Genomic DNA, 25,429 nt, shown 5'->3' on the forward strand with positions numbered 1-25,429 from the left:
ACCGGCGCGCGGCCACCATGGCCGGTGGCGTGCCTACAGCAGCCGCGGCTGGGTGACCGTGTCCGCGGACCTCTTCGCCCGACGACGCCGCGGGGCCGGCTTCTCCTCGTGGTCCTCGTCGGTGCTCCCCGGGCTCTGCGCGGGCTCCGGCTCGGTGCCCGGTGCGTCGCGGCGCGCGGCGCGACGTCGTGCGGCGGGTGCCGCGGCGGAGCGCGCTGCTGGCGGGACGAGCGTCTGCTGTCCCGCGAGCTCGGCCTGCTGGTCCCGCAGCACGTCGATCGCCCGCTCGAAGTCCTCCAGGTCTTCGAACGCCTGGTACACCGAGGCGAACCGGAGGTAGGCCACCACGTCCAGGCGTCGCAGCGGCGGAAGGATCGCCAGGCCCACGTCGTGCGCCTCGACCTCCGCGCTGCCGGACGCCCGGATGGACTCCTCGACCTCCTGCGCGAGCATCGCGAGGTCGTCCTCGCTCACAGGCCGCCCCTGGCACGCCTTGCGCACGCCGTTGACGATCTTCTGGCGGTCGAACGGCTCGGTGACCCCGGAACGCTTGATCACGGAGATCGACGTGGTCTCGAGCGTGGAGAAGCGACGGCCGCACTCGGTGCAGCGGCGGCGCCGTCGGATGGACGTGCCGTCGTCCGACGTGCGGGAGTCCACGACCTTGGAGTCGTTGTGGCGGCAGAACGGACAGTGCACGGCTCAGCCCTTCCCGTGGGTGTCGGGGGATCCGGTGCCGGGCGCGCCCGGGACGCGGGCGGCGTCGCCCGCACGGGACGCGGGGTCGTCCTCCGCCCCGGGGGTGGAGCGCGGAGTGGCGCTGGGGGCGGCCGCGGACTCGTCCGCCTCGTGGGCGCCCTCGGCGACGTGATCCTCCGAGCGGAGGGCCACGGCGCGGCCGTGCGCGGGCAGGTCCTCGCTGCCGGACAGGGCCACGATGTCCTCCTCCAGCTCCGCGAGCGCCTCGCGGGTGTACTCGACCACCTGCACTGCCTTCATGAAGGAGGCGGCCTGCAGCCCGGATGCGAACACGGCCGTGCCGCCCGTGGGCAGCACGTGGTTGGAGCCGGCGGCGTAGTCCCCCAGCGGCACGGGACTGTACTGGCCCACGAAGATCGCCCCGGCGTTGCGGACCCGCGCGGCAACCTCGCGGGCGTCCCGGGTGTGGATCTCCAGGTGCTCCGCGGCGTACGCGTCCGCCACCGCGATCGACTGGTCGAGCCCGTCCGTGAGCACCACCCCGGACTGCGGACCACCCAGTGCCGTGGTGATCCGCTCGCGGTGCCGTGCCTCCGGGACCTGCGCGGACAGTTCCCGCTCCACGGCCCGGGCCAGGTCCGGGGAGTCGGTGATGAGCACCGAGCCGGCCGCGGGATCGTGCTCCGCCTGGGAGATCAGGTCCGCGGCCACGAACCGGGGATCCGCGGAGTCGTCCGCGAGCACGGCGATCTCGGTGGTGCCGGCCTCAGCATCCACGCCCACCAGGGAGCGCAGCTGGCGCTTGGCCGTGGCCACGAAGATGTTGCCGGGGCCGGTGAGGGTGTTCACGGGTTCCAGGACATCCTGGCCGTCCGTGACGCCCAGCGCCATGGCCGCGAGGGACTGCGCGCCGCCCACGGCCCACACCTCGTCCACGCCGAGCAGCCCGGCCGCACCCAGGATCACGGGGTGCGGCAGCCCGCCGAACTCCTTCTGCGGTGGCGAGCACAGCACCACGGACTCCACGCCCGCGGCCTGAGCCGGCACCACGTTCATCACCACGGAAGAGGGGTACACGGCCAGTCCCCCGGGGATGTAGAGGCCCGCGCGGCGCACAGCGGTCCAGCGGTGGCGCAGCACTGCCCCGGGCGCCACCTCCACCTCCACGTCCCGTGGCCGCTGCGCCTCGGCGAACGCCCGGGTCCGCGCGATGGCGGTCTCCAGAGCGCGTTGCACAGCCGGGTCCAGCTCCGCCACGGCCCGCGCGATCTGCTCGGGGGCCACGCGAATGCGATCCTGCTCCACACCGTCGAACCGGTGGGCCAGCTCGCGCAGCGCGTTCGCCCCGCGCGTTCGGACGTCCTCGATGATCCCCCGGACGGCGTCCTCGGCCGCGGAGACGGACGACGCCGCCTGACGCGGCACCACACGGCGCAGCTCGTCCCAGCCCAGATGCCTTCCGCGCAGGTCGACGACCCTCAGGTGGGCGTCAGCGGGGCCGGAGGACGGGGTGGTGTGGGGTTGCGCGTTCACCGTGCCAGTCTACAATCGCGCGTCAAAGCCGCCCGGGACGCCCGCGCACGGTCTTCCGTGGACGTGACGCCGATGCGACGCCACCGCGAGCGCGGAGGACGCCGGGGCGCTCAGGCCTCCAGGCAGGCGGGGCCGAGCAGCACCTTGAGGTCCCCGAACAGGGCGGGTGACGGGTTCACCCGGTACTCCGGGCCCAGCCGCATCACCTGGATGCTGCGCCGGGTGTCCAGGTGGATCCGCACCTCGGAGTCCCCCTTGTGGTTGCGCAGCACCTCCCCGATCTGGCGGATCGTGGCCTCCGTGGCGCGGTGCTCGGGCAGGGCCACGCACACCGGTCCGGAGGAGCCGTCCACGCTCAGCTCGGGGACCGTGAGCTCCTGCGCGGAGATGGTGATCGAGCCGTCGTCGCGGCGCTGCATGCGTCCCTTGATCACGCAGATCAGGTCCTCCGCGAGCACGCCCGCGATCGGCGCGTACGCCTTGCCGAAGAACATGACCTCGATCGAGCCCGAGCGGTCCTCTAGCTCCACGCGGGCGTAGGCGTTTCCGGAGGACTTCGCGATCCTGCGGGACAGGGAGGTGATCATGCCGCCGATGGTGACCACGGCGCCGTCGGGCCGCGTGTTCTCCTCGGTGAGCAGCGGGGCGATCGCCGTGTCCGTGTACTGGCCCAGGGCGTCGTCGAGACCGCGCAGGGGGTGGTCCGAGACGTAGAGGCCCAGCATCTCGCGCTCGAAGGCGAGCAGGTCCTTGCGCTCCCACTCGGGGACGTCCGGGACCTCCACGGAGAACGTCTCCTGGTCCTCGTCCTCGGAGCCGCCCATCGAGAAGATGTCGAACGTGAACTCGCCGTTGTCCTCCTTCTTCTTCTGCGCCACCACGTCCTCGACGGCCTGCTCGTGGCACATCACCAGGCCGCGGCGCGTGTGCCCGAGCTGGTCGAACGCGCCGGCCTTGACCATGGACTCGATGGTGCGCTTGTTGCACACCACCGCCGGGACCTTGGCCAGGAAGTCGTTGAAGGACGTGAACTTCCCCTGCTCGTTGCGGGCGTCCACCATGGCCTGGACCACGTTGGCACCCACGTTGCGCACCGCCCCCATGCCGAAGCGGATGTCCGTGCCCACAGGGGTGAAGTTCAGCTCCGACTCGTTGACGTCCGGCGGCAGCACCGTGATCCCCATGTGGCGGCACTCGGTGAGGTACATGGCCAGCTTGTCCTTGTCGTCGCCCACCGAGGTGAGCAGGGCCGCCATGTACTCAGCCGGGTAGTGCGCCTTGAGGTACGCGGTCCAGTACGAGACCAGCCCGTAGGCCGCGGAGTGCGCCTTGTTGAACGCGTAGTCCGAGAACGGCAGCAGGATGTCCCACAGCGCCTTGATCGCGGCCTCGGAGTAGCCGCGGTCCACCATGCCCTGGTGGAAGCCCTGGTACTGCTTGTCCAGCTCCGCCTTCTTCTTCTTGCCCATGGCACGGCGCAGGATGTCCGCCTGGCCGAGCGAGTAGCCCGCGACCTTCTGGGCGATGGCCATCACCTGCTCCTGGTACACGATCAGGCCGTAGGTGGTGCCCAGGATCTCCTCGAGCGGCTCCGCGAGCTCGGGGTGGATGGGGGTGATCTCCTGCGCGCCGTTCTTGCGCAGCGCGTAGTTGGTGTGGGAGTTCGCCCCCATGGGACCCGGCCGGTAGAGGGCGATGGTCGCGGAGATGTCCTCGAAGTTGTCGGGGCGCATGAGCTTGAGCAGCTGGCGCATGGGCCCGCCGTCCAGCTGGAACACGCCCAGGGTGTCCCCGCGGGCCAGCAGCTCGTAGGAGCCGGGGTCGTCGATGGGCAGGTGCTCCAGGTCCAGCACGAAGCCGTCCCTGTTGAGGGTGATGTTCTCCAGGGCGTCGGAGATGATCGTGAGGTTGCGCAGCCCCAGGAAGTCCATCTTGATCAGCCCCAGGCCCTCGCACGTGGGGTAGTCGAACTGGGTGATCACCTGACCGTCCTGCTCGCGGCGCATGAGCGGGATGATGTCGATCAGCGGGTCAGAGGACATGATCACGCCCGCGGCGTGCACACCCCACTGGCGCTTGAGCCCCTCCAGGCCCTGCGCCGTCTCGAAGACCTTCATGGACTCGGGGTCGTCCTCGAGGACCTCGCGCAGCTCACCGGCCTCATCGTAGCGCTTGGCGTCCTTGTCGTAGACGTCCTGCAGGGAGATGCCCTTGCCCATGACGTCCGGCGGCATGGCCTTGGTGAGCCGCTCCCCCATGGAGAACGGGTAGCCGAGCACGCGCGAGGAGTCCTTGAGCGCCTGCTTGGCCTTGATGGTGCCGTACGTGACGATCATGGCCACGCGCTCGTCGCCGTACTTCTCCGTGACGTAGTGGATCACCTCGGAGCGGCGGCGGTCGTCGAAGTCCACGTCGAAGTCGGGCATGGACACGCGGTCCGGGTTGAGGAAGCGCTCGAAGATCAGCCCGTGCGCGAGCGGGTTCAGCTCGGTGATGCGCATGGCGTACGCCACCATGGAACCGGCACCGGAACCACGGCCGGGACCCACGCGGATGCCGTTGTCCTTGGACCAGTTGATGAAGTCCGCGACCACCAGGAAGTAGCCGGGGAAGCCCATCTGGATGATGATCTTCTTCTCGTACTCGGCCTGCTCACGGACGTCGTCCGGGATCCCGCCCGGGAAGCGGTAGTGCAGCCCCTTCTCCACCTCCTTGATGAACCACGAGGTCTCGTCCTCCCCCTCGGGCGTGGGGAAGCGCGGCATGTAGTTGGCGGAGGTGTCGAACTCCACCTCGCAGCGCTCGGCGATCTCCAGGGTGTTGTCGCACGCCTCCGGGAAGTCCCGGAACAGCTCGCGCATCTGCTCGGGGGACTTGAGGTAGAACTCGTCCGCGTCGAACTTGAAGCGTTTGGGGTCCTGCAGCGTGGAGCCGGACTGCACGCACAGCAGCGCCGCGTGGGACTTGGCGTCCTCGGCGTGGGTGTAGTGCAGGTCGTTGGTGGCCACCAGGGGCAGGTTGAGCTCCTTGGCCAGGCGCAGCAGGTCCTGGGTCACGCGCTTCTCGATGCCCAGCCCGTGGTCCATCAGTTCGCAGTAGAAGTTCTCCGCGCCGAAGATGTCGCGGAACTCCGCGGCGGCCTTCACGGCCTCGTCGTACTGGCCCAGCCGCAGCCTGGTCTGCACCTCGCCGGACGGGCAGCCCGTGGTGGCGATGAGCCCCTTGCCGTACTGGTTGAGCAGCTCCCGGTCCATGCGGGGCTTGTACAGCTGGCCCTCCAGGGACGCCTTGGTGGACGCGCGGAAGAGGTTCTGCATGCCCTCGCTGGACTGCGCCAGCAGGGTCATGTGGGTGTAGGCGCCGGCGCCCGAGACGTCGTCGCGCCCGCCGTCCGCGAACTTGACGCGGGTACGGTCCTGGCGGGCGGTGCCCGGCGTGAGGTAGGCCTCCACGCCGATGATCGGCTTGATGCCGGCCGCGCGCGCCTTGTTCCAGAAGTCGAACGCTCCGAACACGAACCCGTGGTCCGTGGTGGCCAGCGAGTCCATGCCCAGCCGGTGGCACTCCTCGAAGAGGTCGTTCAGGCGCGCGGCACCGTCCAGCATGGAGTACTCGGTGTGCACGTGGAGATGGGTGAAGCCTTTTTTGCCGGTCGCCGAAGTCACCCGACCATTCTAGGCCGCGGCCCGGACGTCCCCGCCCGCCCAGGAGCGGAGATCCGTCACAGCTGCGGACCACCCTCGCGCAGCGTCTCCACCGCGTAGGCGAGGTCCGTGGGGTAGGGGCTCTCGTACTCCACGTACTGACCCGTGGCGGGGCTGGTGAAGCCCAGGCGCTTGGCGTGCAGCCACTGCCGGGTCAGGCCCAGACCCGCGGAGAGCGCGGGGTCCGCGCCGTAGGTGAGGTCCCCGCAGCACGGGTGCTGCAGCGCACTGAAGTGCACGCGGATCTGGTGGGTGCGTCCGGTCTCCAGGTGCACCTCCACGAGGGACGCCCGCCCGAACGCCTCGAGCACCTCGTAGTGGGTCACCGAGTTCCGCCCGTCCTCCAGCACGGCGAAGCGCCACTCGTGGCTCGGGTGGCGTCCGATGGGCGCGTCGATGGTGCCCTTCAGCGGGTCCGGGATGCCCTGCACCACGGCGTGGTACACCTTGGTGACCGTGCGCTCCTTGAACGCCCGCTTGAGCTGGGAGTAGGCGCCCTCCTCACGGGCCACGACCATGAGGCCGGACGTCCCCACGTCCAGCCGGTGCACGATTCCCTGGCGCTCGGGAGCGCCGGAGGTGGCCACGGAGATCCCCGCCCCGGCCAGTGCGCCGACCACCGTGGGTCCCTTCCACCCGGGAGACGGGTGGGCCGCCACACCGGCGGGCTTGTCGATCACCACGTACGAGGCCTCCAAGTGCACCACGCGCAGGTCCGGGACGTGCTGCGGGGCGATCCGGTGGGGATCCTCGGGCACCGGAACCTGCACCGTGTACGTCTCGGACGAGGCCACGCGGTGCGACTTGCCCACCGGTCTGCCCCGGAACCCCACCCGGTCCTCGCCGCACAGCTGGGCCGCCGCAGAACGGGACAGACCCGTCCAGGCGGCCACGGCGGCGTCGAGCCGCAGGCCGTCCTGCTCCTGCGAGACCGTGAACCGGGCGTCGTCGAACTCGGGCTCCGAACCCGTGGGGCGCGTGCGCTCAGTCACCACGGGGCGCCGCCATGTCACGGTCCTTGAGGATCAGCACCATGATGATGCCGATCCCCACGGTTACGCCGCAGTCCGCGATGTTGAAGACCGCGAAGTGCGGCACGGCGATGAAGTCCACCACGTGGCCCACGCCGAAACCGGGCTCACGGAACAGCCGGTCCGTGAGGTTGCCCAGGGTGCCGCCGAGCACGAGGCCCAGACCCACGGCCCACCACGGGTCACGCACGCGGCGCAGGGCCCAGAGGATGCCCACGGACACCACGGCCATCACCACGGTGAAGACCCACGTGAACTCCGAGCCCAGGGAGAAGGCGCCTCCGCTGTTGCGGATGTGCTCCCACCACAGCAGCCCCGGGACCACGGGATACTCCACCCCGGGCACCAGGCTGCTGACCACCCACAGCTTCACCAGCTGGTCCACGGCCCAGACCGTGGCGGCCACGGCCAGCGCCACGACGACGCAGCGGCGGCCGGTCCGCTGGGGAACCTGGGCCGCCGCTGCACCGGGCATGTGATCCGTCACAGGCGCTTACTTGGCGGTGCGCTTGGTGCCGGACGCCTCCGAGGGCGCGAGCGAACCGGTGTTGTCGAGGTCCTTCAGCTGAGTGTTCAGGAAGCTCTTGAGGTTGCCGCGGTAGTCGGACTCGAAGGTGCGCAGCTCGGCCACGGCCGCCTCCAGGTCCACCTTCTCGGCCTCGAGGGCGGAGAGGGTCTCCTCCTTGGTGCGCTTGCCCTCGGCCACGAGGTGGTCCGCCTGGGTGCGGCCCTCGGTGATCAGGCGCTCACGCTCGGACTGGCCCTGGGAGACGTAGTCGTCGTGCAGCTTCTGCGCCATGGCGAGCACGGCGGCCGCGGACTGCGTGGAGTCGGTGGAGGCCGTCCCCCCGGCCACCGGGCGGGCCCCAGTGGCCGACGGCGCGGCGTTGGTGCCGCTCGTGACGGTTCCGGTGGTCTCCGGCTCGGCGGGAGTGGTGGTCTCGGCCGGAGCCGCTGCCACGGGCTCGGACACGGTCTCCTCGCGGGAGTCACGGCTCGTGGCCGCGGCGACCGTGGTGGCCTGGCCGGCGCCGGTCCCCTGCTCGGACACGGAGGTCTCGGCGGGCGCGTCCTCGGGGCGGCCGCCGAGGGTCTCCACCTGCTTGCGCAGGGTGTCGTTCTCCTGGTGCAGGCGGCGCAGCTCCACCACGACCTCGTCGAGGAAGTCGTCCACCTCGTCCTGGTCGTAGCCCTCACGGAACTTGGTGGGCTGGAACCGCTTGTTGATGACGTCTTCGGCTGTCAGAGCCATGGGTCTGTCTCCTCGTCTCGAACTGGAACCACCCGTGCCGGGGCGCTTCTCGGCGCCCCGGGGGTGGAGGGATTTCCGGCCCAGGATACAACTGCGCACCCGGGGCCGACGACTATCACGCGCGCAGCAGCAGTCCCGCCACGATCGACTGCAGGATGCTGAGCACGAAGACCAGGATCAGGAATCCGAGATCCAGGGCCACCCCGCCGAACCGCAGGGGCGGGACCAGCCTGCGCAGCGCGTTCATGGGCGGATCGGTGAGCGAGTAGATCGTGGATGCCGCCACCAGCGCCAGGCCCTTGGGCCGCCAGCCGCGCGCGAACATCTGGACCCAGTCCAGCACGAGACGCCCGAGCAGGGCGATGTACAGGACGTGGACCACCAGGTAGACGATCGACAGCGCGAGGTGCACGGATCAGCCCTCGACCCGTTCGAGGGACGCGGGCTCCTCGTCGATGTCGTCGCTGTGGCCCTGGTCCCGGACCTCCACGAAGGAGGGGGTCAGCAGGAACACCTTGGCGGTGACGCGCTCGATGGAGCCGTGCAGCGCGAAGACGAGCCCCGCGGCGAAGTCCACCAGGCGCTTGGCCTCGGCCTCGCCCATGTCGGAGACGTTCATGATCACGGGGGTGCCGTCCCGGAAGGCCTCCCCGATGGACTTGGCATCGTTGTAGGACCGGGGGTGCACGGTGGTGATGGTGCGCAATTCGTTCTCGTCCTCTCGGGAACTGGGTGCCCGCTTGATGGGGGTCACCGGGGCCCTGTACTCGGGGGAACGGCGTGCCACGGAGGTGCTGCCGTTCTCGCTCACGGCCAGGGTGGAGCCACCGGTGCTCTGGGGGGTGTCCCGGGGGCGGGGGGTGTCATCGGAGATGTACTCGTCGTCGGTCTCGGCCAGCCCGAGATACACCATGGTGCGACGCAGCGCTCCGGCCATATTGTCTCCTCGAATTCTTCGGCGGGGGGGCGACGTGCATCGGCCCGCAGGTCGTCCGTCACAACGCTACCGCACCGCGGGCCGGGGCCCGAGAACATCCGATCCGATGCGCACGTGCGTGGCCCCCGCGAGCACCGCGGCCTCGAGGTCCCCGCTCATGCCCGCGGAGACGGCCCGGGCCTGTGGGTGCTCGCGCTGCAGCAGCTGGGAGATCTCCCACAGTCTCCCGAAGGCCTCTGCGGGATCCCCGTCCCGGGGCGCCACGGCCATCACGCCGCCGAGCGCGAGCCCCTCGGTCCCCGCCACGGCGTCGGCCAGCGCGGGCAGGGCATCCGGATGGGCTCCCCCGCGGGCGCCGTCCCGAGAGGCCTCGGGATCGAGGTCCACCTGGAGCAGGCACGTGAGGTCGTGCTTTGCGCACGGCCCCGGGGTGACCTCCTCCGCGAGTACGGCCTCCCTGTGGTGGCGCACCGCCTTGCCCAGGGCCGTGACCAGCGACGGCCGGTCCACCGAGTGGACCCAGGACGCGTAGCGGACCACGCGCTTGGCCTTGTTCGACTGCAGCTGCCCCACGAAGTGCCACACCGGCGGCGTCACGGGCGGCTCGCGGTGGCCCAGCACCTCGGCCACCCTGGCGGCCTTCGGCCCGGCCTCCTGGTCCTTGTTCTCCCCCACCGCCCGAACTCCCAGCTCGCGCAGCCTCAGGACGTCCTCGGCGGGGAAGAACTTGGTGACCACCACGAGCGACGGCAGCTCGCCACCGTGGTCGTGCTGCTCGTCGCGATCCTGCGCGGCGGACAGGATCCGCTGGCGCACCGACGCCACACGCTGGGCGAGCTCCGCGGTGCGGTGCGCGTCACCGTCCTCGGTGACGCCGGGCGACGCAGTCGCCGCCTCTCCGGTCGTGGGTTCGTGGCTCATGCGGGCTCCTTCCTGGTGCGCGGCCACACGAGGCCGGCGAGGCGTCCGGGAGTCGCGTCCCGGCGGTACGAGTACAGCTGGTCGTGCTCGAGGGTGCACCATGCCCGCCGGTCCGCGCACGCGGGATCCACACGGACGCCGCGCGCCTCGAGCAGCGACCGGGCCGCCCCGGGCAGGTCGAGCCCGGGCGTGCCCCGCACGGTGGTCGTGGTGATGCCGGGCAGGATTCGTTCGGCCGAGCGCGCCATCTCCCCCGGCACCTCGTAGCAGCGGCCGCACACGGCCGGTCCGATCCACGCGGTGAGCTGCTCGGCACCGTGCGCCCGCGCGGCCTCGACCGTGGCCTGCAGGACACCGTCCAGCAGGCCCTTCCGCCCCGCGTGCGCCACCGCGAGCACGGGAACGTCGTCGGGCTCCCCACCGGACCGGGTGCCCACGAGGACCACCGGGAGGCAGTCTGCGGTGAGGATCCCCAGGGGGGTGCCGTCCGCACTCACGGACGCGTCCGCCTCGGGGGCGCGGACGGGGGCGGCAGTGCCCGTCACGTCCGCGACCACGGTGCCGTGCACCTGTCGCACGTAGCGCACTGGCTCGCACCCCAGCACGATTTCCAGGGCACGACGCCGTTGGGCCACCCGCGCGACGTCGTCACCCGTGTGGGCCGCGAGATTGCCCTCGACCACGTCGGTGAAGGCCACGCCCACCCCTTGCTGCTCTGACTGGTACCACACGGCGTCCTCCTCGGAATCGCTCTGGGATGGTGTGCGGGAACGTGAACGGGGTGACCACCCGTGGGTGGTCACCCCGTTTACCGGACCGGTCCGGCCCCGCCCGCCGCGGCACGAGCCGCCGGCTGCACGGACCGGCCCCAGGTCATCCGCGGGTGCCGGGCACCCGCGGCATCACTTCAGGAAGTCCGGGAAGTCCAGGGAGTCCTTGCGGCTCGTGGAGTTCGAGGACGAGGGGGCGTCGGACTCCGCCGGCAGGTCCACGTCGAACCCGGCGTCGTCCGGGATGTCGTCGTCCTGGCCCTGGCGCGAGCCCAGACCGACCGCCGGTGCCCCGTAGGACGAACCGCCGCGCTGGGGCGAACGGCCCAGGCCGGAGGGCCGGGAGGCGTCGCCGCCGAAGGTGGCCCGGGTGCTCTCCGCCTGGCGCTGGGCCGGCGAGGAGTTGTTGGCGTTGGTCTCCTGGGAGACGGAGTCGAAGCCGGCGGCGATCACGGTGACGCGCGCCTGGTCGCCCAGGGCGTCGTCGATCACGGCACCGAAGATGATGTTCGCCTCGGGGTGGGCGACCTCCTGGACCAGACGGGCAGCCTCGTTGATCTCGAACAGACCCAGGTCCGAACCACCCTGGATGGACAGCAGCACACCGTGCGCGCCGTCGATCGAGGCCTCCAGCAGCGGGGACGCGATCGCCAGCTCGGCGGCCTTCACGGCGCGGTCCTCGCCCTGGGCGGAGCCGATGCCCATGAGCGCGGAACCGGCGCCCTGCATCACGGACTTCACGTCCGCGAAGTCCAGGTTGATCAGGCCGGGGGTGGTGATCAGGTCGGTGATGCCCGAGACACCCGACAGCAGCACCTGGTCCGCGGACTTGAAGGCGTCCAGCATGGACACGTTGCGGTCCGAGATGGAGAGCAGACGGTCGTTGGGGATCACGATGAGCGTGTCCACCTCGTCCCGCAGGGTCTCGATGCCGTTCTCCGCCTGGTTGGAGCGGCGACGACCCTCGAAGGTGAACGGGCGGGTGACCACGCCGATGGTCAGGGCGCCCAGGGAGCGCGCGATGCGCGCCACGACTGGAGCTCCGCCGGTTCCGGTGCCGCCGCCCTCGCCCGCGGTCACGAAGACCATGTCGGCACCCTTGAGCACCTCCTGGATCTCCTCCTCGTGGTCCTCGGCGGCCTGGCGGCCCACGTCCGGGTTGGCGCCGGCGCCGAGGCCGCGGGTCAGTTCGCGGCCGACGTCGAGCTTGACGTCCGCGTCCGACATCAGCAGGGCCTGGGCGTCCGTGTTGATGGCAATGAACTCGACGCCGCGCAGACCTTCCTCGATCATGCGGTTGACGGCGTTCACGCCGCCGCCGCCGATGCCGACCACCTTGATGACAGCCAAGTAGTTCTGGGGGGTTGAGGAGTCCATGTGCACCTAACTCGCGTGGGCTTGCGGGGATGGGAGAGCTGACGGGAAAAGTCTCAAGACTTACGTGAAACTCTGGGGAAGTGACCGCTCCCGGGGGAACGCCATTCCATTGCAGACCAGGATAACAACCCGGAAGGCTCTGTCCCTATCATGTTCCCACGTGTCACGGGGATGCGCCACATTTGCCCTGGTCACCCCCAGGTTTAAAGTCTCACTGCCAACTCCAGAAACTGCAGGTGAAACTCACTTCACCACGGGGTGCAGCGGTGCGGAGACGTCCACCACGGCGGATGTCGAGGCCGCCTCGGAGTTCATGAGGGTGGCCACCACCTGGGCCTTCACATCGCTGTCGCGCGCATCCCCCCACACCACCGTGGGACCGTCCTTCATGCTCAGTTCCACTGTGGACCCGGACGGGGCCGATGCGCTCTCCAGACGGGCGAGGACGTCCGCGGGGAGCGTGGCCAGCACCTCCGAGATCGCCTGGAACTGCGGCGTGCTCAGCACCTTGGTGCCCCCGGCCACGAGGGGGACGTCGGGACGGCGCTCGGCCGGGACGGAGCTCAGCGGCTTGCCCTCGGAGTCCACGAGCACCACCGAGGAGCCGTCCTCGACCGCCGCAACCCCCACGCGCTCGTGCAGCTGCACGGAGATGGTGTGCGGGGGCTGGAACGCCACGTCCACGGACTTGACCTGGGGGACGTCGCCCACGGAGTCCTTGACGTCCTGCTTGGAGATCCGGGTCATGGGCACGCCCTGGAACCCGGACAGCGCCTCCTCGACCTTCTGCGGATCGGTGAGCGTCGCGCCCTGCACGTCGATCGTGCGGGTGGCGAAGAGGGGCGAGAAGAACACCACGAGGACCAGCGCGATCAGCGCCAGCAGGGAGACGAGCAGCGTGACCAGTCGTCGGCGCCGACGCCGCTGGTGCGCGCTGCGGGGCAGGCGGACCACCGTGGTGCCGTCCGGATCGTCCTCGCCTCCGGGGGCGTCCCCGATCTGACCGGCACCCTCCTCCCGGGCCGCCCGACGCCTGGCGCGCCACGAGGAGAAGCGGCCGCCGGCCTCGGGCACGGCCTCGAGCTGACCGGTGTCCACGCGGGTCACCTTGGACTCGTCGTTGACCCGGACGAGGGGGAGCTCGTCCTGCTCGTTCGCCCCGGTATCCGCGGACGTGCCGCGGGCGGCGTCGTGCCCGGCGGTCCCCGCAGCACCGGTGCCGTCCCCGGAGCGTCCCGCGGACGCGGGGCGCGGGTGGCTGCCGACCGCGGTCGAACCGGACCCCGGGGCGCGCACGGCGTCCCGCGGGGAAACCGGCGTGTCCCCGTCGTCGGATGCCCCGGCGCAGCCGTCGAAGGAGGGCTGGTGCGGCGGAACGGAGCGCGTCATCGGCGGTGTTCCAGGGCCTCGAGCACCCGCGGACCGAGAGCCGTGACGTCCCCGGCGCCGATCGTCATGACCACGTCACCGGGTTGCGCGCTCGCCACCACCGCGGCGATCGCCTCGTCGGCACCCGGGGTGGAGACCACCCGGTCGGTGCTCGTGTGCTCCACGATCGTGGCGCCCGTGATCCCGGGCTCCGGCTGCTCGCGGGCACCGAACACGTCGGTCACACACGCGAGGTCCGCCTGTTCCAGGGCACGGCAGAACGGCTCCGCGAACTCGCGGGTCCTCGAGTACAGGTGGGGCTGGAAGATCGCTAGCACGCGGTGGTCCTGGGCCACGTCCCGAGCCGCACCGAGGGCCGCGAGAACTTCCGTGGGGTGGTGGGCGTAGTCGTCGAACACGCGCACGGACCCCACCTCTCCCTTCAGGTCGAAGCGCCGGGCGGAGCCGTGGAAGTCCGCGAGCCCGGCGAGCAGCCGGTCCGCGTCCGCGCCCGCGGCGAGGCCCGCGGCGAAGGCTGCGGCGGCGTCGGCCACGTTGTGCGCGCCGGGCACGGCGAGCATTAGCTCCTCGCTGCGGCGCTCACCGGCCACGGTGAACGCGAGCCGGCACGTGGAGCCGGTGCCGCGCGGGACGGGCTCGGAGAACACGACGTCCGCCGTGGCCGCGGCGCCGTACGTCACCACAGTGTGTCCCGCCGCACGACGCCGCGCGGCGAGGTTCGCGGCCCCGGGGTCGTCCGCGCACGCCACCAGGACGCCGCCGTCGCGGATGGTCGCCGAGAACTCGTCGAACGCGCGGAAGAACTCCTCCTGGCTGCCGTAGTGGTCCAGGTGGTCCGCCTCCACGTTGGTCACCACAGCGATCCGCGGGTGGTAGGCCAGGAAGGAGCCGTCCGACTCGTCGGCCTCCGCGACGAACCACTCCCCCGCGCCGAATCCGGCGTTCGCCCCCAGATCGGCCACGTGGGCGCCGATGGCCCACGAGGGGTCGAGCCCCGCCGCGCGCAGGGCCACCGCCGTCATGGAGCTCGTGGTGGTCTTGCCGTGCGTGCCCGCCACGGCGATCACGTGGCGCCCGTGCATGGCGGCCGCGAGCGCCTGGGACCGGTGCAGCACCCGCAGGCCGGACTCGCGGGCGGCGGCCAGTTCGGGGTTCTCGTCCTTGATGGCGGTGGAGACCACCACCGTGTCCGCTGCCGCCACGTTCTGCGCGTCCTGGCCCACGAACACGTGCGCGCCGAGCGACTCGAGCTCCCGCAGCCCCGGGGAGTCCTTGGCGTCGGAGCCGCTCACGGCCACGTCCCGGGCCAGCAGCAGCCGTGCCACGGCGGACATTCCCGCGCCGCCCATGCCGATGAAGTGCACGCGGCCCAGGTCGCGGGGATCGAGCGGTTGCTGGCTGTTCACGGTGTTCTCCTGTGGGCGGTGGGAAGCGGGGGGATCAGCGCCGGGCGCTGTCGAGGGTCAGGCGGGCCATCACCTGGGCGGCGTCGCGCACGCCGTGGGCCGCGGAGGCGCGGGCCATGCGGTCCAGCCGAGCGGCGTCGGACACGAGCGGAGCCACGGTGTCGCGGTAGAACTGCGGCGTGAACTGGTCGTCGGCCACGATCTGCGCACCGCCGGCTGCCACGAGGGACCGGGCGTTGAGCTCCTGCTCGCCGTTGCCGATGGGCAGGGGGACGAACACGGCGGGCAGTCCCACGGCGGCGACCTCGCACACGGTGGCCGCGCCGGCGCGCGCCACGAGCAGGTCCGCGGCGGCATACACCGACTCCATGCCGTCCACGAACTCGGTCTGCACGTAGTTTCTGGCGCGCAGCAGCTCGCCGTCCGGGGTGCGGACCTCCTTGGTCCGCCCGGTCACGTGCAGCAGCTGGTAGCCGTGCTCGCCGACCTCGCGCGCCACGGCCGCCACGGTGCGGTTCATGGACTGGGCACCGGAGGAGCCGCCCGTGACCACCACGGTGGGCAGGTCCGGCTGCAGTCCGAGGGCCACGCGCGCCCGGGACTTCTGGGCGGCCCGGTCCAGGGTGGCGATCTCCTCGCGCATGGGCATGCCCACCACGCGCGCTCCGCGCAGGGGCGTGTCCGGGAAGGCCGTGGCCACCACGGAGGCGAACCGGGCTCCCACCCGGTTGGCGAGTCCGGGCTTGGCGTTGGCCTCGTGGATCACCACGGGGATCCTGCGGCGGGCGGCCGCCAGGTACACGGGCGTGCAGACGTAGCCGCCCACCCCCACGACCACGGTGGCCTGCTGCGCGTCGAGGATGCGACCGGCCTGCGCCACGGCGGTGGCCATGCGCCGGGGAAGGCGCACGAGATCCACGGAGGGCCTGCGGGGCAGGGGAACGCGTTCGATGAGCTCCAGCTGCACGCCCGCCTCCGGGACCAGGCGGGTCTCCATGCCCGCGGCCGTGCCCACGGCGCACACCGTGGCGTCCGCCCTGGCCTCCTGGATGGCCCGTGCGATGGCCAGCAGCGGGCTGATGTGGCCCGCGGTGCCCCCGCCCGCCAGCACCACGCGGGCCGAGCCCGCGCGCTGCTCCTCCGTGCCGGGTCCTGGTGTCGTGGTCATGCTCGGCCCCTTCCTGCTCGGCTGGTCAGTCGCTCGCGCCACGTGGGCCGCCCCTCGCGGACGTCCGGATCGAGCCCGCGCTCACGGGCCTCCTGCTCGTCCAGGATCTGCGCCTCGGCGGAGCCGCCCGTGGAACGCACCCGCACGGTGCGCGGCACCCGCGCGAAGGACATGACCACTCCCACGGCGGCCATGGTCATGAGGAGCGCGGATCCACCGTAGCTGATGAACGGCAGCGGGATCCCGATCACCGGCAGCAGCCCCGTGACCATGCCCATGTTCACGAACGCCTGCCCCACGATCCACGTGGTGATGCACGCGGTGGTGATGCGCACGAACGTGCTGCGGGTGCGGGTCAGGATCCGGGCCATGGCCACCACCATGATGACGAACAGCACCAGGATGATCATGGTGCCCACGAGCCCGAGCTCCTCGCCGATGATCGAGAAGATGTAGTCGTTGTGGGCCTCCGGCACGTAGTTGTACTTCAACCGGGACTGGCCCAGGCCCACTCCCCACCAGCCGCCGGTGGCCAGGGCGTTGAGCCCCTGCTCGGCCTGCCAGCACGCGTCCGTGGCCCCGCAGTCCCCGAAGAGCCACCCGGTGATGCGGTCCAGACGGTGCGGGGCGACGATCACCAGCAGCAGTCCGGCACCCGCCGCGAGAACACCGCCGGCGGCGAAGATCCTCAGCGGGGCCCCCGCGAACCACAGCGCGGCGGCGTAGATGAGGCAGAACACGATGGCGGTTCCGGCATCCCCGCCCAGCAGGACCATGGCCGTGGGGACGGCGAACGCCAGGAAGGACGGCCACATGGCCTTCCTCCAGTCCCCCTCGACCGCCCTGCCCTGGGCGGCGAGCACCGCCGCGAGCGCGAGACTCATGGCCAGCTTCGCGACCTCGGAGGGCTGGATCGACTGCCCGCCGAGAACCAGCCAGTTGCGGTTGCCGTTGACCTCACGCCCCAGGGGTGTGAAGACAAGAGCGGAGACCAGCACACTGAAGATCCATGCGGGCCATGCGGCCTTGCGGTACACGTGGGTGGGCACGAGAGACAGTCCGAACATGACGATCAGCCCCAGCACCCCGAACATCGCCTGCTTGGCGAAGAGGGAGTACGCGGAACGGGAGTCGGAGATGGACTCCACGGCGGACGCCGAGAGCACCATCATCACGCCGATGCCGGTCAGCAGGATCACGCAGCCGGCCAGCGCGTAGTAGGAGTGGTAGAGCGGGCCGTCCGTGAACTGGTGCCACAGCCGCCGCATCCTAGTGCTCAGGGCCGCGCCCTCGGCGGCGTCCGCGGGTGCCGGGCGTTCGGTGGTCGGTGCGCTCATCACAGCCCCAGTTCCTCGTGCACGCCGCGGATGAAAGCCTGGCCGCGCTGCGCGTAGTCCGCGAACTGGTCCATGGACGCCGCGGCGGGTGCCATCAGCACGGTGTCCCCGGGGGCGGCGATGCCGTGGGCCAGCCGAACGGCGTGGCGCATGACAGCAGGCCCGTCCGCGGGGTCGAGAGGTGCCTGGTCCGCGGCGGCGGGTGCGTCCGCGACGGCCGCACCGGGGCTGCCCGGGGTGGCGTGGTGCACGGGGACCTCCGGCGCGAGCCGTGCGAGCGAGTCCAGCAGCCCGGCGTGGTCGGTGCCGATGACCACCACGGCCTTGAGGCGGCCGGCGTTGCGCTCCACGAGGTCGTCGTAGCTCACGCCCTTGGAGAGTCCCCCGGCGATCCACACCACGGGGTCGAACGCGGAGAGGGAGGCCTGCGCGGCGTGCGGGTTGGTGGCCTTGGAGTCGTTGACCCAGCGCACGCCCTCGGACTCGAGCACCAGCTGGATGCGGTGCTCCCCGGGGTGGTGCGCCCGGAGACCGTCCCGCACCGCCTCCGGCTCCACCCCCGCGGCCCGGGCCAGTGCGGCCGCGGCCAGCGCGTTGGCCACGCCGTGGCGCGTGGGGAGGGGGCCGGTGTCGGAGACCGATCCCAGCTCGGCGGCGGTCTTCACACGGTCGGCCACGAACGCCCGGTCCACCAGGAGATCCTCCACGACCCCCACCATGGACAGCCCGGGGTGCTGCGTGGTGAAGCCCACCGCGCGGCAGCCCTCCACCACGTCCGCGGCCTCCACGAGTTCCTCGGCACCGGGCTGCTCGGCGTTGTACACGCAGGCCACCTGCGTGTTCTCGTACACGCGGGACTTGTCCGCGCGGTAGTTCTCGAAGCTGCCGTGCCAGTCCACGTGGTCCTCGGCCACGTTGAGCACGGCCGAGGCCAGCGGGGAGACCGAGTGCATCCAGTGCAGCTGGAAGCTCGAGAGCTCCACGGCCAGGACGTCGTACTCCACGGGATCGCGCAGCGCGTCCAGGATGGGCGTGCCCACGTTGCCCACGGCGATCGCCTTGAGCCCGGCGGCCTGCAGGATCGAGGCCGTCATCCCCACCGTGGTGGTCTTGCCGTTGGTCCCGGTGAGGCACAGCCACTGCGGGGTCTTGCGCCCCTGCCTGCGGTTCACGCGCCACGCGAGCTCCACGTCCCCCCAGATCTGGATGCCCTCCTCGCGCGCCGCCGTGAGCAGCGGGCTGGTGGGCCGGATCCCCGGGGACGTGACCACGAGGTCGGGGCGCTCCCCCGCCACGTCCGGCACGCGGGTCATGGCGTCCGGTCCCAGCACGACGTCGCTCGCCCCCACGATCTTCAGGGTGTCCGCGCTCTGCCGGTTGCGTTCGGTGTCCCCCGCGTCCACCACGGTGACCAGCGCGCCCAGCTCGATCAGGGTGTCCGCGGCGGCGAAGCCCGAGACGCCGATCCCGGCGACCGCCACGCGCAGCCCCGCCCACGGGGCGTCCCAGCTGGTCAGCCCGGCGAGTCGGGGGTTCTCCAGGATCGGGTTGTCGTTGCTCGCGTGCATCATGACCGTGTCTGCCTCATCCTCGTGCGGAACGTGTGTGGTGGCGGTGGATCGTGGGGCGCCCGGGTGCCGGGCGGCGTCGTCAGTGCAGGACCTCGGTGCCGGGGAACGCACCGCCGTTGAACAGCAGCCAGTCACCGTAGAACATGCCCAGGGCCGCCGCCACGAAGAGCCCGGCGATCACCCAGAACCGCACCACGATGGTGACCTCCTGCCAGCCCTTGAGCTCGAAGTGGTGCTGCAGCGGCGCCATCTTGAAGATCCGCTTGCCGTGGGAGAGCTTGAAGTAGCCCACCTGCAGGATCACGGACATCGTGATGACCACAAACAGACCCGCGATCAGCACGAGCAGCAGCTCGGTGCGGGAGAGCACCGCGAACGCGGCCAGCGCGCCGCCGAGGCCCAGGGAGCCGGTGTCCCCCATGAAGATCTTGGCGGGCGAGGTGTTCCACCACAGGAAGCCGATCAGCGACCCCACGAGCGCGGCCGCCACGAGGGAGAGGTCCATGGGGTCCCGCACCTCGTAGCACGCGGCCTGCGCCACGTTCTCGCACAGGTGGCCCGCCTGCCACAGCGTGATCAGCATGTAGCCGCTGAACACCAGGATGGACGCCCCCGTGGCGAGCCCGTCCAGACCGTCCGTGAGGTTGACCGCGTTGGTGGTGCCGGTGGCGATCAGGTTCACCCAGACCACGAACAGCAGCAGGCCGACGACCGGCCCCGCGAACGCGAGGTCGATCCCGGTGTCACGGGTCCAGGAGATCGCCGTGGAGGCCGGGGTGCTGCCCGCCTCGTCCGGGAAGAACAGCACGAGCACCGCGAACGCGCTGCCGATCGCGCCCTGCAGCACCATCTTCCCGGCAGGGGTCAGCCCCAGGTTCTGCTTCTGGGAGATCTTCTTGTAGTCGTCCAGGAACCCCACGAGCCCCATGCCGAGCATGAGGGCGAGCGCGAGGACGCCGGAGAGCGTGATGCCACCGTTGGCGGGCCAGAGGATGACGCTGATCAGGTGGGTCACCAGGTACGCGGCCACGACCGAGAGCAGGATGGCCACGCCGCCCATCGTGGGTGTGCCGCGCTTGGTCTGGTGCGAGGTGGGGCCGTCGTCACGGATGTACTGGCCGTAGCCGTGCCGTGCCAGGACCTTGATGAGCAGGGGCGTCCCGAAGATCGAGAAGGCGAGACCGAGTCCCGCGGCCATGAGCAGTTGAATCATCGGGCTCAGCCCTCCTGGTCGTTCAAGTCGGAGCCGCGCCGGGCGATGCGGTCGCCCAGGTGGTGGAGACCGGCGGCGTTGGAGGACTTCAGCAGCACGATGTCCCCGGGGCGCAGCACGGCCTCGAGGTGCTCCTGCGCGGCCTCGGCGTCGGGGACCCACGCCGCCTCCTCGCCCCAGGAACCCTCGAGCGTTGCCGCGGTGAACACGGGCCGGGCGAGGTCTCCCACGGCGACCACGTGCGAGATGTTGAGACGCACGAGCAGCTGCCCGAGGTCCGCGTGGGCGGCGATGGACTCGTCACCGAGCTCGTGCATCCCGCCGATGACCGCGATCGTGCGCCGCGGTGGGTGCTCGGCGTCGCCTCGGCCCAGCTGGGCGAGGGTCTGCAGCGCGGCCTTCATGGACTGCGGGTTGGCGTTGTAGGCGTCGTTGACCACGGTCACGCCGTCCGGCCGTTCGGTGCGCTCCATGCGCCACCGCGAACGGGGCCCGCGGCCCTCCAGCCCGGCGGCGATGCGCGCGGGCTCCACCCCGGCCGCGCAGGCCACCGAGGCGGCCGCGAGCAGGTTGCTCACGTGGTGCACCCCGATCAGCTGCGAGCGCACCGGGAAGGCCGAGCCGTCCGGGAAGTGCAGCGTGAAGGACGGGCAGCCGTCCGCGCCCGTGGTGACGTCCTCGGCCCACACGCGCGGCTCCGGGTGGGCGGGGTCGCGCGGCTCGGGTCCCTCTCCGAAGGACAGGACGCGCGCCGCGGTGCGCTCGCGCATGGCCCGCACGCGAGCGTCGTCGTCGTTGAGCACGGCCGTGCCCTCGGGCGTGAGGGCCTCGACCATCTCGCCCTTGGCGCGGGCGATGTTCTCGACGCCGCCGAACTCCCCCGCGTGCGCGGAGCCGACGCACAGCACCGCGCCCACGTCCGGGCGCACCATGTCGCACAGGTAGCGGATGTTGCCGATGTGGGTGGCGCCCATCTCGATCACGAGGTACTCGGTGTCCTCCGTGGCGGTGAACACCGTGAGGGGGACACCCACCTCGCCGTTGTAGGAGTTGCGCGGGGCCACGGTGGGGCCCTCCGCGCCGAAGATCCCGTGCAGCAGGTCCTTGGTGGTGGTCTTGCCCACCGACCCCGTGACGGCCACGACCGTGACCGGGTGCTCGGCCCGCAGCAGCTGCACCACGCGGCTCGCCAGCGCGCCCATGGCCAGGACCACGTCCTCGACCACCACGCACGGGTACGGGCTGCCGGACTCGTCCAGGACCTCACGCTCGGTGAGGTGCAGCACGGCTCCGGCGGCCGCGGCCTGCGGCACGAAGCGGTGACCGTCCGTGGTCTCCCCCGGCTTGGCGACGAACAGCGTGCCGGGTGTGACCTCGCGCGAGTCCGTGGTCACGGACGTGACGGTCACGGAGTCGGGGTCCGGGACACCGGCGAGCCGGCCGTTCACGGCCTCCGCGATCCGGGCGGCGGAGATGGCGATCATTTCTGCTCCTCTGAGTGCGTCTGCAGGGCGGCAAGCGCCTCCCGCAGCTCCACGCGGTCGTCCAGGGGGACGTCCACGCCGTCGACGTCCTGCACGGTCTCGTGGCCCCTGCCTGCCACGATGACCGAGTCCTCGGGCCGGGCCATGCGCACCGCGGTGCGGATGGCGGTGGCACGCGGTTCGATGACCAGCACCTCGGAGGCGCGGGCCCCCGCGGCCACGGCCTCGCGGGCACCCGCGGCCACCTGCTCGCGGATCGGGCCGGGATCCTCCCCGTGGGGGTCGTCGTCCGTGACGATCACCACGTCCGCCTCCTCGGCGGCCACGCGGCCCATGACGGGGCGCTTGGTGGTGTCGCGCTCCCCCGTGGCGCCGAACACGACGATCACGCGGCCGTCCTCGGGGTCCACCGAGCGCAGCGCACGCACCAGGGCGTCCGGGTTGTGGGCGAAGTCCACGAGCGAGGTGGGCCGGGTCCCCACGAGCTCCATGCGACCGGGCACGCTCGCGGTGAGCGGGTCGTGCTCGTCCAGGGCGCGCTGCAGGGTGTCGAGCGCCACGCCGGAGTCCAGCACCATGAGCACCGCGAGCGCCGCGTTGGCCACGTTGAAGTCACCCGGCAGGCCGGTGTGCACGCGCAGCTCACGGCCGTCCCGGTGCCGCAGCACGAACGACGTGCCGATGCCCCGGCTGGTCAGCGAGCTCAGGGTCCAGTCCGCCGCGTCCGCCTCCGGGCCCGCGTGGTCGCTGCCCCGCAGGGCAACGGTGCTCACGTTCTGCGCCCCGAGGTTCTCCCGCGCCCGCCGCGCCATGGCCGCGCCCCACGGGTCGTCCTCGGACAGCACGACGACGGCGCGCCGGGTCCGCTGCGCCGTGAACAGCTGGGCCTTGGCCTCGAAGTACTCCGCCATGGAGCCGTGCAGGTCCAGGTGGTCCTGGGTGAGGTTGGTGAACCCCGCGACGTCGTAGCGCACCCCGTCCACGCGGTGGAACTCGAGCGCGTGCGAGGAGACCTCCATGGCGGTGGCCGTGATACCCCGTTCCCGCATCAGCGCCAGCAGGCTGTGGACGTGGGGGGCCTCCGGGGTGGTGAGCTGCGACGGGATGGGGGTGTCCCCGGCGAGGATCTCGATGGTCCCGATCAGCCCCGTGGTGTGCCCCAGGGCGCGCAGGACGGAGGTGGTGAAGTAGGTGGTGGTCGTCTTGCCGTTGGTCCCGGTCACCGCGAACAGTTTCTGGGCCGCGCCGTCCTCCGGCTGGGAGCCGTACACGGCCGCGGCCACGGAGCCGACCCACTGACGGGGCTCGGGGCTCACGAGCACCGGCAGCTCCACGCCGGTCCGCGAGAGCTCCGCCGCTCCGTCCGGATCCGTGAGCACGGCCACCGCACCGGCCGCGGCGGCGTCGGACGCGAAGCGGGCACCGTGGACGCGGGCACCGGGCAGAGCCGCGTAGAGGTCACCGGGCTGCACCTCCCGGGAGTTCAGCACCACGCCCGTGACGGAGCCCGGACGGCCCGTGGCCACCGGCACCAGCCGGGCGCCCGTGAGCCGGGCGACGTCCTCGACCGTGTGCGGGACGGGATGGGACGGACGCACGCTCTGCGCATCCGATCCCTCGCGGGCAGAAGCCACCATGAATACCTCTTCGAACCTGTCTGCGGACGTGCCCCGTCCACCCGGGCCGGTGTCTCACCGGTGATTGCTCGTGCGTTGTCGCTCTGAGTCCGCAGTTTATCCCTGGGACTCGTCCCTGCCCGGCTGAGGCCAGGTCTGCTCGAGCGCGTTGGTGGGTGTCACGTCCTTCTTGATGTTCTCCGGCACCTGCATGTCCAGCTCCGGCGCCTTGGTGGTGGAGGGTGCCACGTTGTAGTGGTGCAGCACCTGGGACATGATCTGGGAGAACGTGGACGTCACGCCCACGGTGTGGACGTCGCCCTGCGGCCGCTGCATGGTCACGCCCACCAGGTACTGGGGGTCCTCCATGGGTGCCACTCCCACGAAGGACGTGGTGAAGCCGTCGTAGCCGCCCTTCTCGCTGGGGGCCTCCGCGGTGCCGGTCTTGCCGCCCACGCGGTAGCCCGCAACGGCGGCGTCCTTGGCGCCGCCCTGGGTGACCACGTTCTCCATCACGTCCAGGGTCTGCTGGGCCGCGGTCTCCGAGATCACCTGCTTCGGGGCGGGGCTCTCGGGCGTGGTGACCGTGCCGTCCGGGGACGTGGTGGACTCCACGATCCGCGGCTCGATCTGCTTCCCCCCGTTGGCCACCGCCTGGAAGATCGACGCCGTGCGCAGCGGTGTCTGGGACACCCCCTGTCCGAACAGCACCGTGTACTCCTGGCGGGCATCCCACTGTGCGGCCGGGGTCAGGATGCCCGTGGACTCGCCGGGCAGCTCGATGCCGGTGGCCGAGCCCACCCCGAATTCCTCGAGGTTGTCGTGGCGGGTCTCCTTGTCCATCTTGGAGCCCATGATCACGGTTCCCGTGTTCATGGAGTCCGCAATGATGCCCGCGGCGGTGCGGTTCTGCGTGCCGTGGTCGAACGCGTCCGTGATCTTCTCGAAGCCGATCTGCAGGTACGGCGGCACGGTGATCTCGGTCTCCGGCGCCACGATCCCCCGGTCCAGGGCGCCCGCGAGCGTGGCGATCTTCTCCGTGGACCCGGGCTCGACGGCCTGGGTCACAGCGCGCGCGGAGAGGTCCACCGCGTCCGCCTTGCCCGGCACGTTCGGGTCCACCGAGGACGAGTCCGCGAGCGCCAGCACCTTGCCGGTCTTCACATCCATGACCACGGCCGTGCCCCACTCGGCCTTGAGCTCCTTGGTGCGTTCGCGCACGGCCTGCTCCGCGAAGAACTGGACGTCGCTGTCCAGGGACAGCTGGACGTCCGAACCGTCCTGCGCGGCCTTCTGCTCCTGCGGCGCCACCGGGATGCGCACCCCGTCGCCGGAGATCTCGAACTGGCGTTCTCCGTCCGTGCCCCGCAGCAGCTCGTCCTGGGTCTGCTCGATGCCGCCGAGGGCCTGTCCCTCACTACCCAGGAAGCCCACCACGGACCCGCCCAGGGAACCGTTCGGGTAGCTGCGCTGGAAGGTGGGCTGGCCGTAGATGTAGGGCAGGTTCAGCTCGCGCAGGGCGTTGTACTGCTCGGGGGTGACCCCGCGCGCCACGTAGTTGAAGGTCTTGTCGCCGTCCAGGGCGTTCTTGACGTCCGAGTCCTTCATCCCCAGCGCGTCGGCGATCTTGTAGACCGCCTGGGTGGGCGTCACCGTCTCCACGGTGCCGTCCTTGTTCGGAACCGCCACCTCCGTGACCGCGGTCTGGTCCACCGTGATGTCGTAGCGCTGCAGCGTGCGGGCCAGCACGGTGCCGCTCGTGTCCGTGATCTCGCCCCGCACTGCGGGAACGGGCTCCACCATGGTGCGCTGCTGCGCGGCCGTCTCGGCACGGCCCGTGGGGTCCAGGCCCTGCACCCAGAAGAGCCGACCGGCCACGAGCAGCAGCAGCGCCAGCAGGAGGGCGATCCCCACCTGGGTGCGCGTGTAGGGCCTGAGCAGGCGGTTCCTGCGCGCGGGTGCTGGTGACACGGTCTTCCTCGATTCCTGGACGCCTGCGTGGTGCGGCTACCTCCGACGGG

The 25,429-nt window shown here is 71.3% G+C and carries 20 protein-coding genes; all 20 read right to left on the minus strand.

What is annotated here, in order from left to right; all coding sequences use genetic code 11:
- Window positions 1-33 precede the first annotated feature (33 nt).
- On the minus strand, window positions 34-699 hold the full coding sequence (gene nrdR, locus HMPREF2833_RS01770; protein ID WP_070636496.1) for a transcriptional regulator NrdR: 666 nt from the start codon (window positions 697-699) through the stop codon (window positions 34-36).
- 3 nt (window positions 700-702) lie between these two features.
- Window positions 703-2,232 (minus strand): histidinol dehydrogenase, encoded by a 1,530-nt coding sequence (gene hisD / locus HMPREF2833_RS01775; RefSeq protein WP_070636498.1) that lies wholly within the window; start codon window positions 2,230-2,232, stop codon window positions 703-705.
- A gap of 110 nt (window positions 2,233-2,342) precedes the next feature.
- On the minus strand, window positions 2,343-5,837 hold the full coding sequence (dnaE, locus tag HMPREF2833_RS01780) for a DNA polymerase III subunit alpha (protein ID WP_070636576.1): 3,495 nt from the start codon (window positions 5,835-5,837) through the stop codon (window positions 2,343-2,345).
- 116 nt (window positions 5,838-5,953) lie between these two features.
- Window positions 5,954-6,931, minus strand: a complete 978-nt coding sequence (locus HMPREF2833_RS01785) for an RluA family pseudouridine synthase (protein ID WP_070636500.1) — start codon at window positions 6,929-6,931, stop codon at window positions 5,954-5,956.
- Window positions 6,921-7,454, minus strand: a complete 534-nt coding sequence (gene lspA, locus HMPREF2833_RS01790) for a signal peptidase II (RefSeq protein WP_070636502.1) — start codon at window positions 7,452-7,454, stop codon at window positions 6,921-6,923. Before lspA ends, HMPREF2833_RS01785 begins: the two co-directional genes overlap by 11 nt.
- A gap of 6 nt (window positions 7,455-7,460) precedes the next feature.
- Window positions 7,461-8,219, minus strand: coding sequence for a DivIVA domain-containing protein (locus HMPREF2833_RS01795; RefSeq protein ID WP_070636504.1), 759 nt, complete (start codon window positions 8,217-8,219; stop codon window positions 7,461-7,463).
- A gap of 115 nt (window positions 8,220-8,334) precedes the next feature.
- Window positions 8,335-8,631 carry a YggT family protein gene (locus HMPREF2833_RS01800; protein WP_070636507.1) on the minus strand — a complete coding sequence of 99 codons (297 nt, stop codon included), beginning with the start codon at window positions 8,629-8,631 and terminating at the stop codon, window positions 8,335-8,337.
- 3 nt (window positions 8,632-8,634) lie between these two features.
- Window positions 8,635-9,156 carry a cell division protein SepF gene (locus tag HMPREF2833_RS01805; protein WP_070636508.1) on the minus strand — a complete coding sequence of 174 codons (522 nt, stop codon included), beginning with the start codon at window positions 9,154-9,156 and terminating at the stop codon, window positions 8,635-8,637.
- Between the two features lie 66 nt (window positions 9,157-9,222).
- Window positions 9,223-10,077, minus strand: coding sequence for a YggS family pyridoxal phosphate enzyme (locus HMPREF2833_RS01810; protein ID WP_070636510.1), 855 nt, complete (start codon window positions 10,075-10,077; stop codon window positions 9,223-9,225).
- Entirely contained in the window at window positions 10,074-10,808 is a 735-nt protein-coding gene (locus tag HMPREF2833_RS01815; RefSeq protein WP_070636512.1) for a purine nucleoside phosphorylase YfiH/LACC1 family protein, read from the minus strand. Before HMPREF2833_RS01815 ends, HMPREF2833_RS01810 begins: the two co-directional genes overlap by 4 nt.
- 171 nt (window positions 10,809-10,979) lie before the next feature.
- A complete protein-coding gene (gene ftsZ / locus HMPREF2833_RS01820; protein WP_039100811.1) occupies window positions 10,980-12,224 on the minus strand; it encodes a cell division protein FtsZ in 1,245 nt (414 codons plus the stop codon).
- Window positions 12,225-12,467: 243 nt separating this feature from the next.
- Window positions 12,468-13,613, minus strand: a complete 1,146-nt coding sequence (locus tag HMPREF2833_RS01825; protein WP_070636514.1) for a cell division protein FtsQ/DivIB — start codon at window positions 13,611-13,613, stop codon at window positions 12,468-12,470.
- Window positions 13,610-15,019, minus strand: a complete 1,410-nt coding sequence (gene murC / locus HMPREF2833_RS01830; protein WP_083310895.1) for a UDP-N-acetylmuramate--L-alanine ligase — start codon at window positions 15,017-15,019, stop codon at window positions 13,610-13,612. The genes HMPREF2833_RS01825 and murC overlap by 4 nt, the downstream gene beginning before the upstream one ends.
- A 34-nt stretch (window positions 15,020-15,053) precedes the next feature.
- A complete protein-coding gene (gene murG / locus HMPREF2833_RS01835) occupies window positions 15,054-16,187 on the minus strand; it encodes an undecaprenyldiphospho-muramoylpentapeptide beta-N-acetylglucosaminyltransferase (protein WP_047978323.1) in 1,134 nt (377 codons plus the stop codon).
- A complete protein-coding gene (gene ftsW / locus HMPREF2833_RS01840) occupies window positions 16,184-17,524 on the minus strand; it encodes a putative lipid II flippase FtsW (protein ID WP_070636515.1) in 1,341 nt (446 codons plus the stop codon). Before ftsW ends, murG begins: the two co-directional genes overlap by 4 nt.
- Window positions 17,524-19,095: a UDP-N-acetylmuramoyl-L-alanine--D-glutamate ligase gene (gene murD / locus HMPREF2833_RS01845; protein WP_070636518.1), complete on the minus strand. Its 1,572-nt coding sequence runs from the start codon at window positions 19,093-19,095 to the stop codon at window positions 17,524-17,526. The genes ftsW and murD overlap by 1 nt, the downstream gene beginning before the upstream one ends.
- Window positions 19,096-19,174: 79 nt before the next feature.
- Window positions 19,175-20,308, minus strand: a complete 1,134-nt coding sequence (gene mraY / locus HMPREF2833_RS01850) for a phospho-N-acetylmuramoyl-pentapeptide-transferase (RefSeq protein WP_070636520.1) — start codon at window positions 20,306-20,308, stop codon at window positions 19,175-19,177.
- A 5-nt stretch (window positions 20,309-20,313) separates the two neighbouring features.
- Window positions 20,314-21,792, minus strand: coding sequence for a UDP-N-acetylmuramoyl-tripeptide--D-alanyl-D-alanine ligase (gene murF / locus HMPREF2833_RS01855; protein ID WP_070636522.1), 1,479 nt, complete (start codon window positions 21,790-21,792; stop codon window positions 20,314-20,316).
- A complete protein-coding gene (locus tag HMPREF2833_RS01860; RefSeq protein ID WP_070636524.1) occupies window positions 21,789-23,429 on the minus strand; it encodes a UDP-N-acetylmuramoyl-L-alanyl-D-glutamate--2,6-diaminopimelate ligase in 1,641 nt (546 codons plus the stop codon). Before HMPREF2833_RS01860 ends, murF begins: the two co-directional genes overlap by 4 nt.
- Before the next feature lie 96 nt (window positions 23,430-23,525).
- Entirely contained in the window at window positions 23,526-25,379 is a 1,854-nt protein-coding gene (locus tag HMPREF2833_RS01865) for a peptidoglycan D,D-transpeptidase FtsI family protein (RefSeq protein ID WP_168165706.1), read from the minus strand.
- Window positions 25,380-25,429 lie beyond the last annotated feature (50 nt).

This window comes from Kocuria sp. HMSC066H03, assembly GCF_001812045.1.
GTDB classification, from domain to species: domain Bacteria; phylum Actinomycetota; class Actinomycetes; order Actinomycetales; family Micrococcaceae; genus Kocuria; species Kocuria rhizophila.

What these genes read in the sequence shown, in the direction of transcription:
- HMPREF2833_RS01825 (WP_070636514.1), bottom strand. Translation starts at nt 13,613, where the DNA reads ATGACGCGCTCCGTTCCGCCGCACCAGCCCTCCTTCGACGGCTGCGCC.
- HMPREF2833_RS01810 (WP_070636510.1), bottom strand. Translation starts at nt 10,077, where the DNA reads ATGAGCCACGAACCCACGACCGGAGAGGCGGCGACTGCGTCGCCCGGC.
- mraY (WP_070636520.1), bottom strand. Translation starts at nt 20,308, where the DNA reads ATGATTCAACTGCTCATGGCCGCGGGACTCGGTCTCGCCTTCTCGATC.
- murG (WP_047978323.1), bottom strand. Translation starts at nt 16,187, where the DNA reads ATGACCACGACACCAGGACCCGGCACGGAGGAGCAGCGCGCGGGCTCG.
- dnaE (WP_070636576.1), bottom strand. Translation starts at nt 5,837, where the DNA reads ATGCTGGACGGTGCCGCGCGCCTGAACGACCTCTTCGAGGAGTGCCAC.
- murF (WP_070636522.1), bottom strand. Translation starts at nt 21,792, where the DNA reads ATGATCGCCATCTCCGCCGCCCGGATCGCGGAGGCCGTGAACGGCCGG.
- murD (WP_070636518.1), bottom strand. Translation starts at nt 19,095, where the DNA reads ATGATGCACGCGAGCAACGACAACCCGATCCTGGAGAACCCCCGACTC.
- HMPREF2833_RS01795 (WP_070636504.1), bottom strand. Translation starts at nt 8,219, where the DNA reads ATGGCTCTGACAGCCGAAGACGTCATCAACAAGCGGTTCCAGCCCACC.
- ftsW (WP_070636515.1), bottom strand. Translation starts at nt 17,524, where the DNA reads ATGAGCGCACCGACCACCGAACGCCCGGCACCCGCGGACGCCGCCGAG.
- ftsZ (WP_039100811.1), bottom strand. Translation starts at nt 12,224, where the DNA reads ATGGACTCCTCAACCCCCCAGAACTACTTGGCTGTCATCAAGGTGGTC.
- HMPREF2833_RS01805 (WP_070636508.1), bottom strand. Translation starts at nt 9,156, where the DNA reads ATGGCCGGAGCGCTGCGTCGCACCATGGTGTATCTCGGGCTGGCCGAG.
- HMPREF2833_RS01860 (WP_070636524.1), bottom strand. Translation starts at nt 23,429, where the DNA reads ATGGTGGCTTCTGCCCGCGAGGGATCGGATGCGCAGAGCGTGCGTCCG.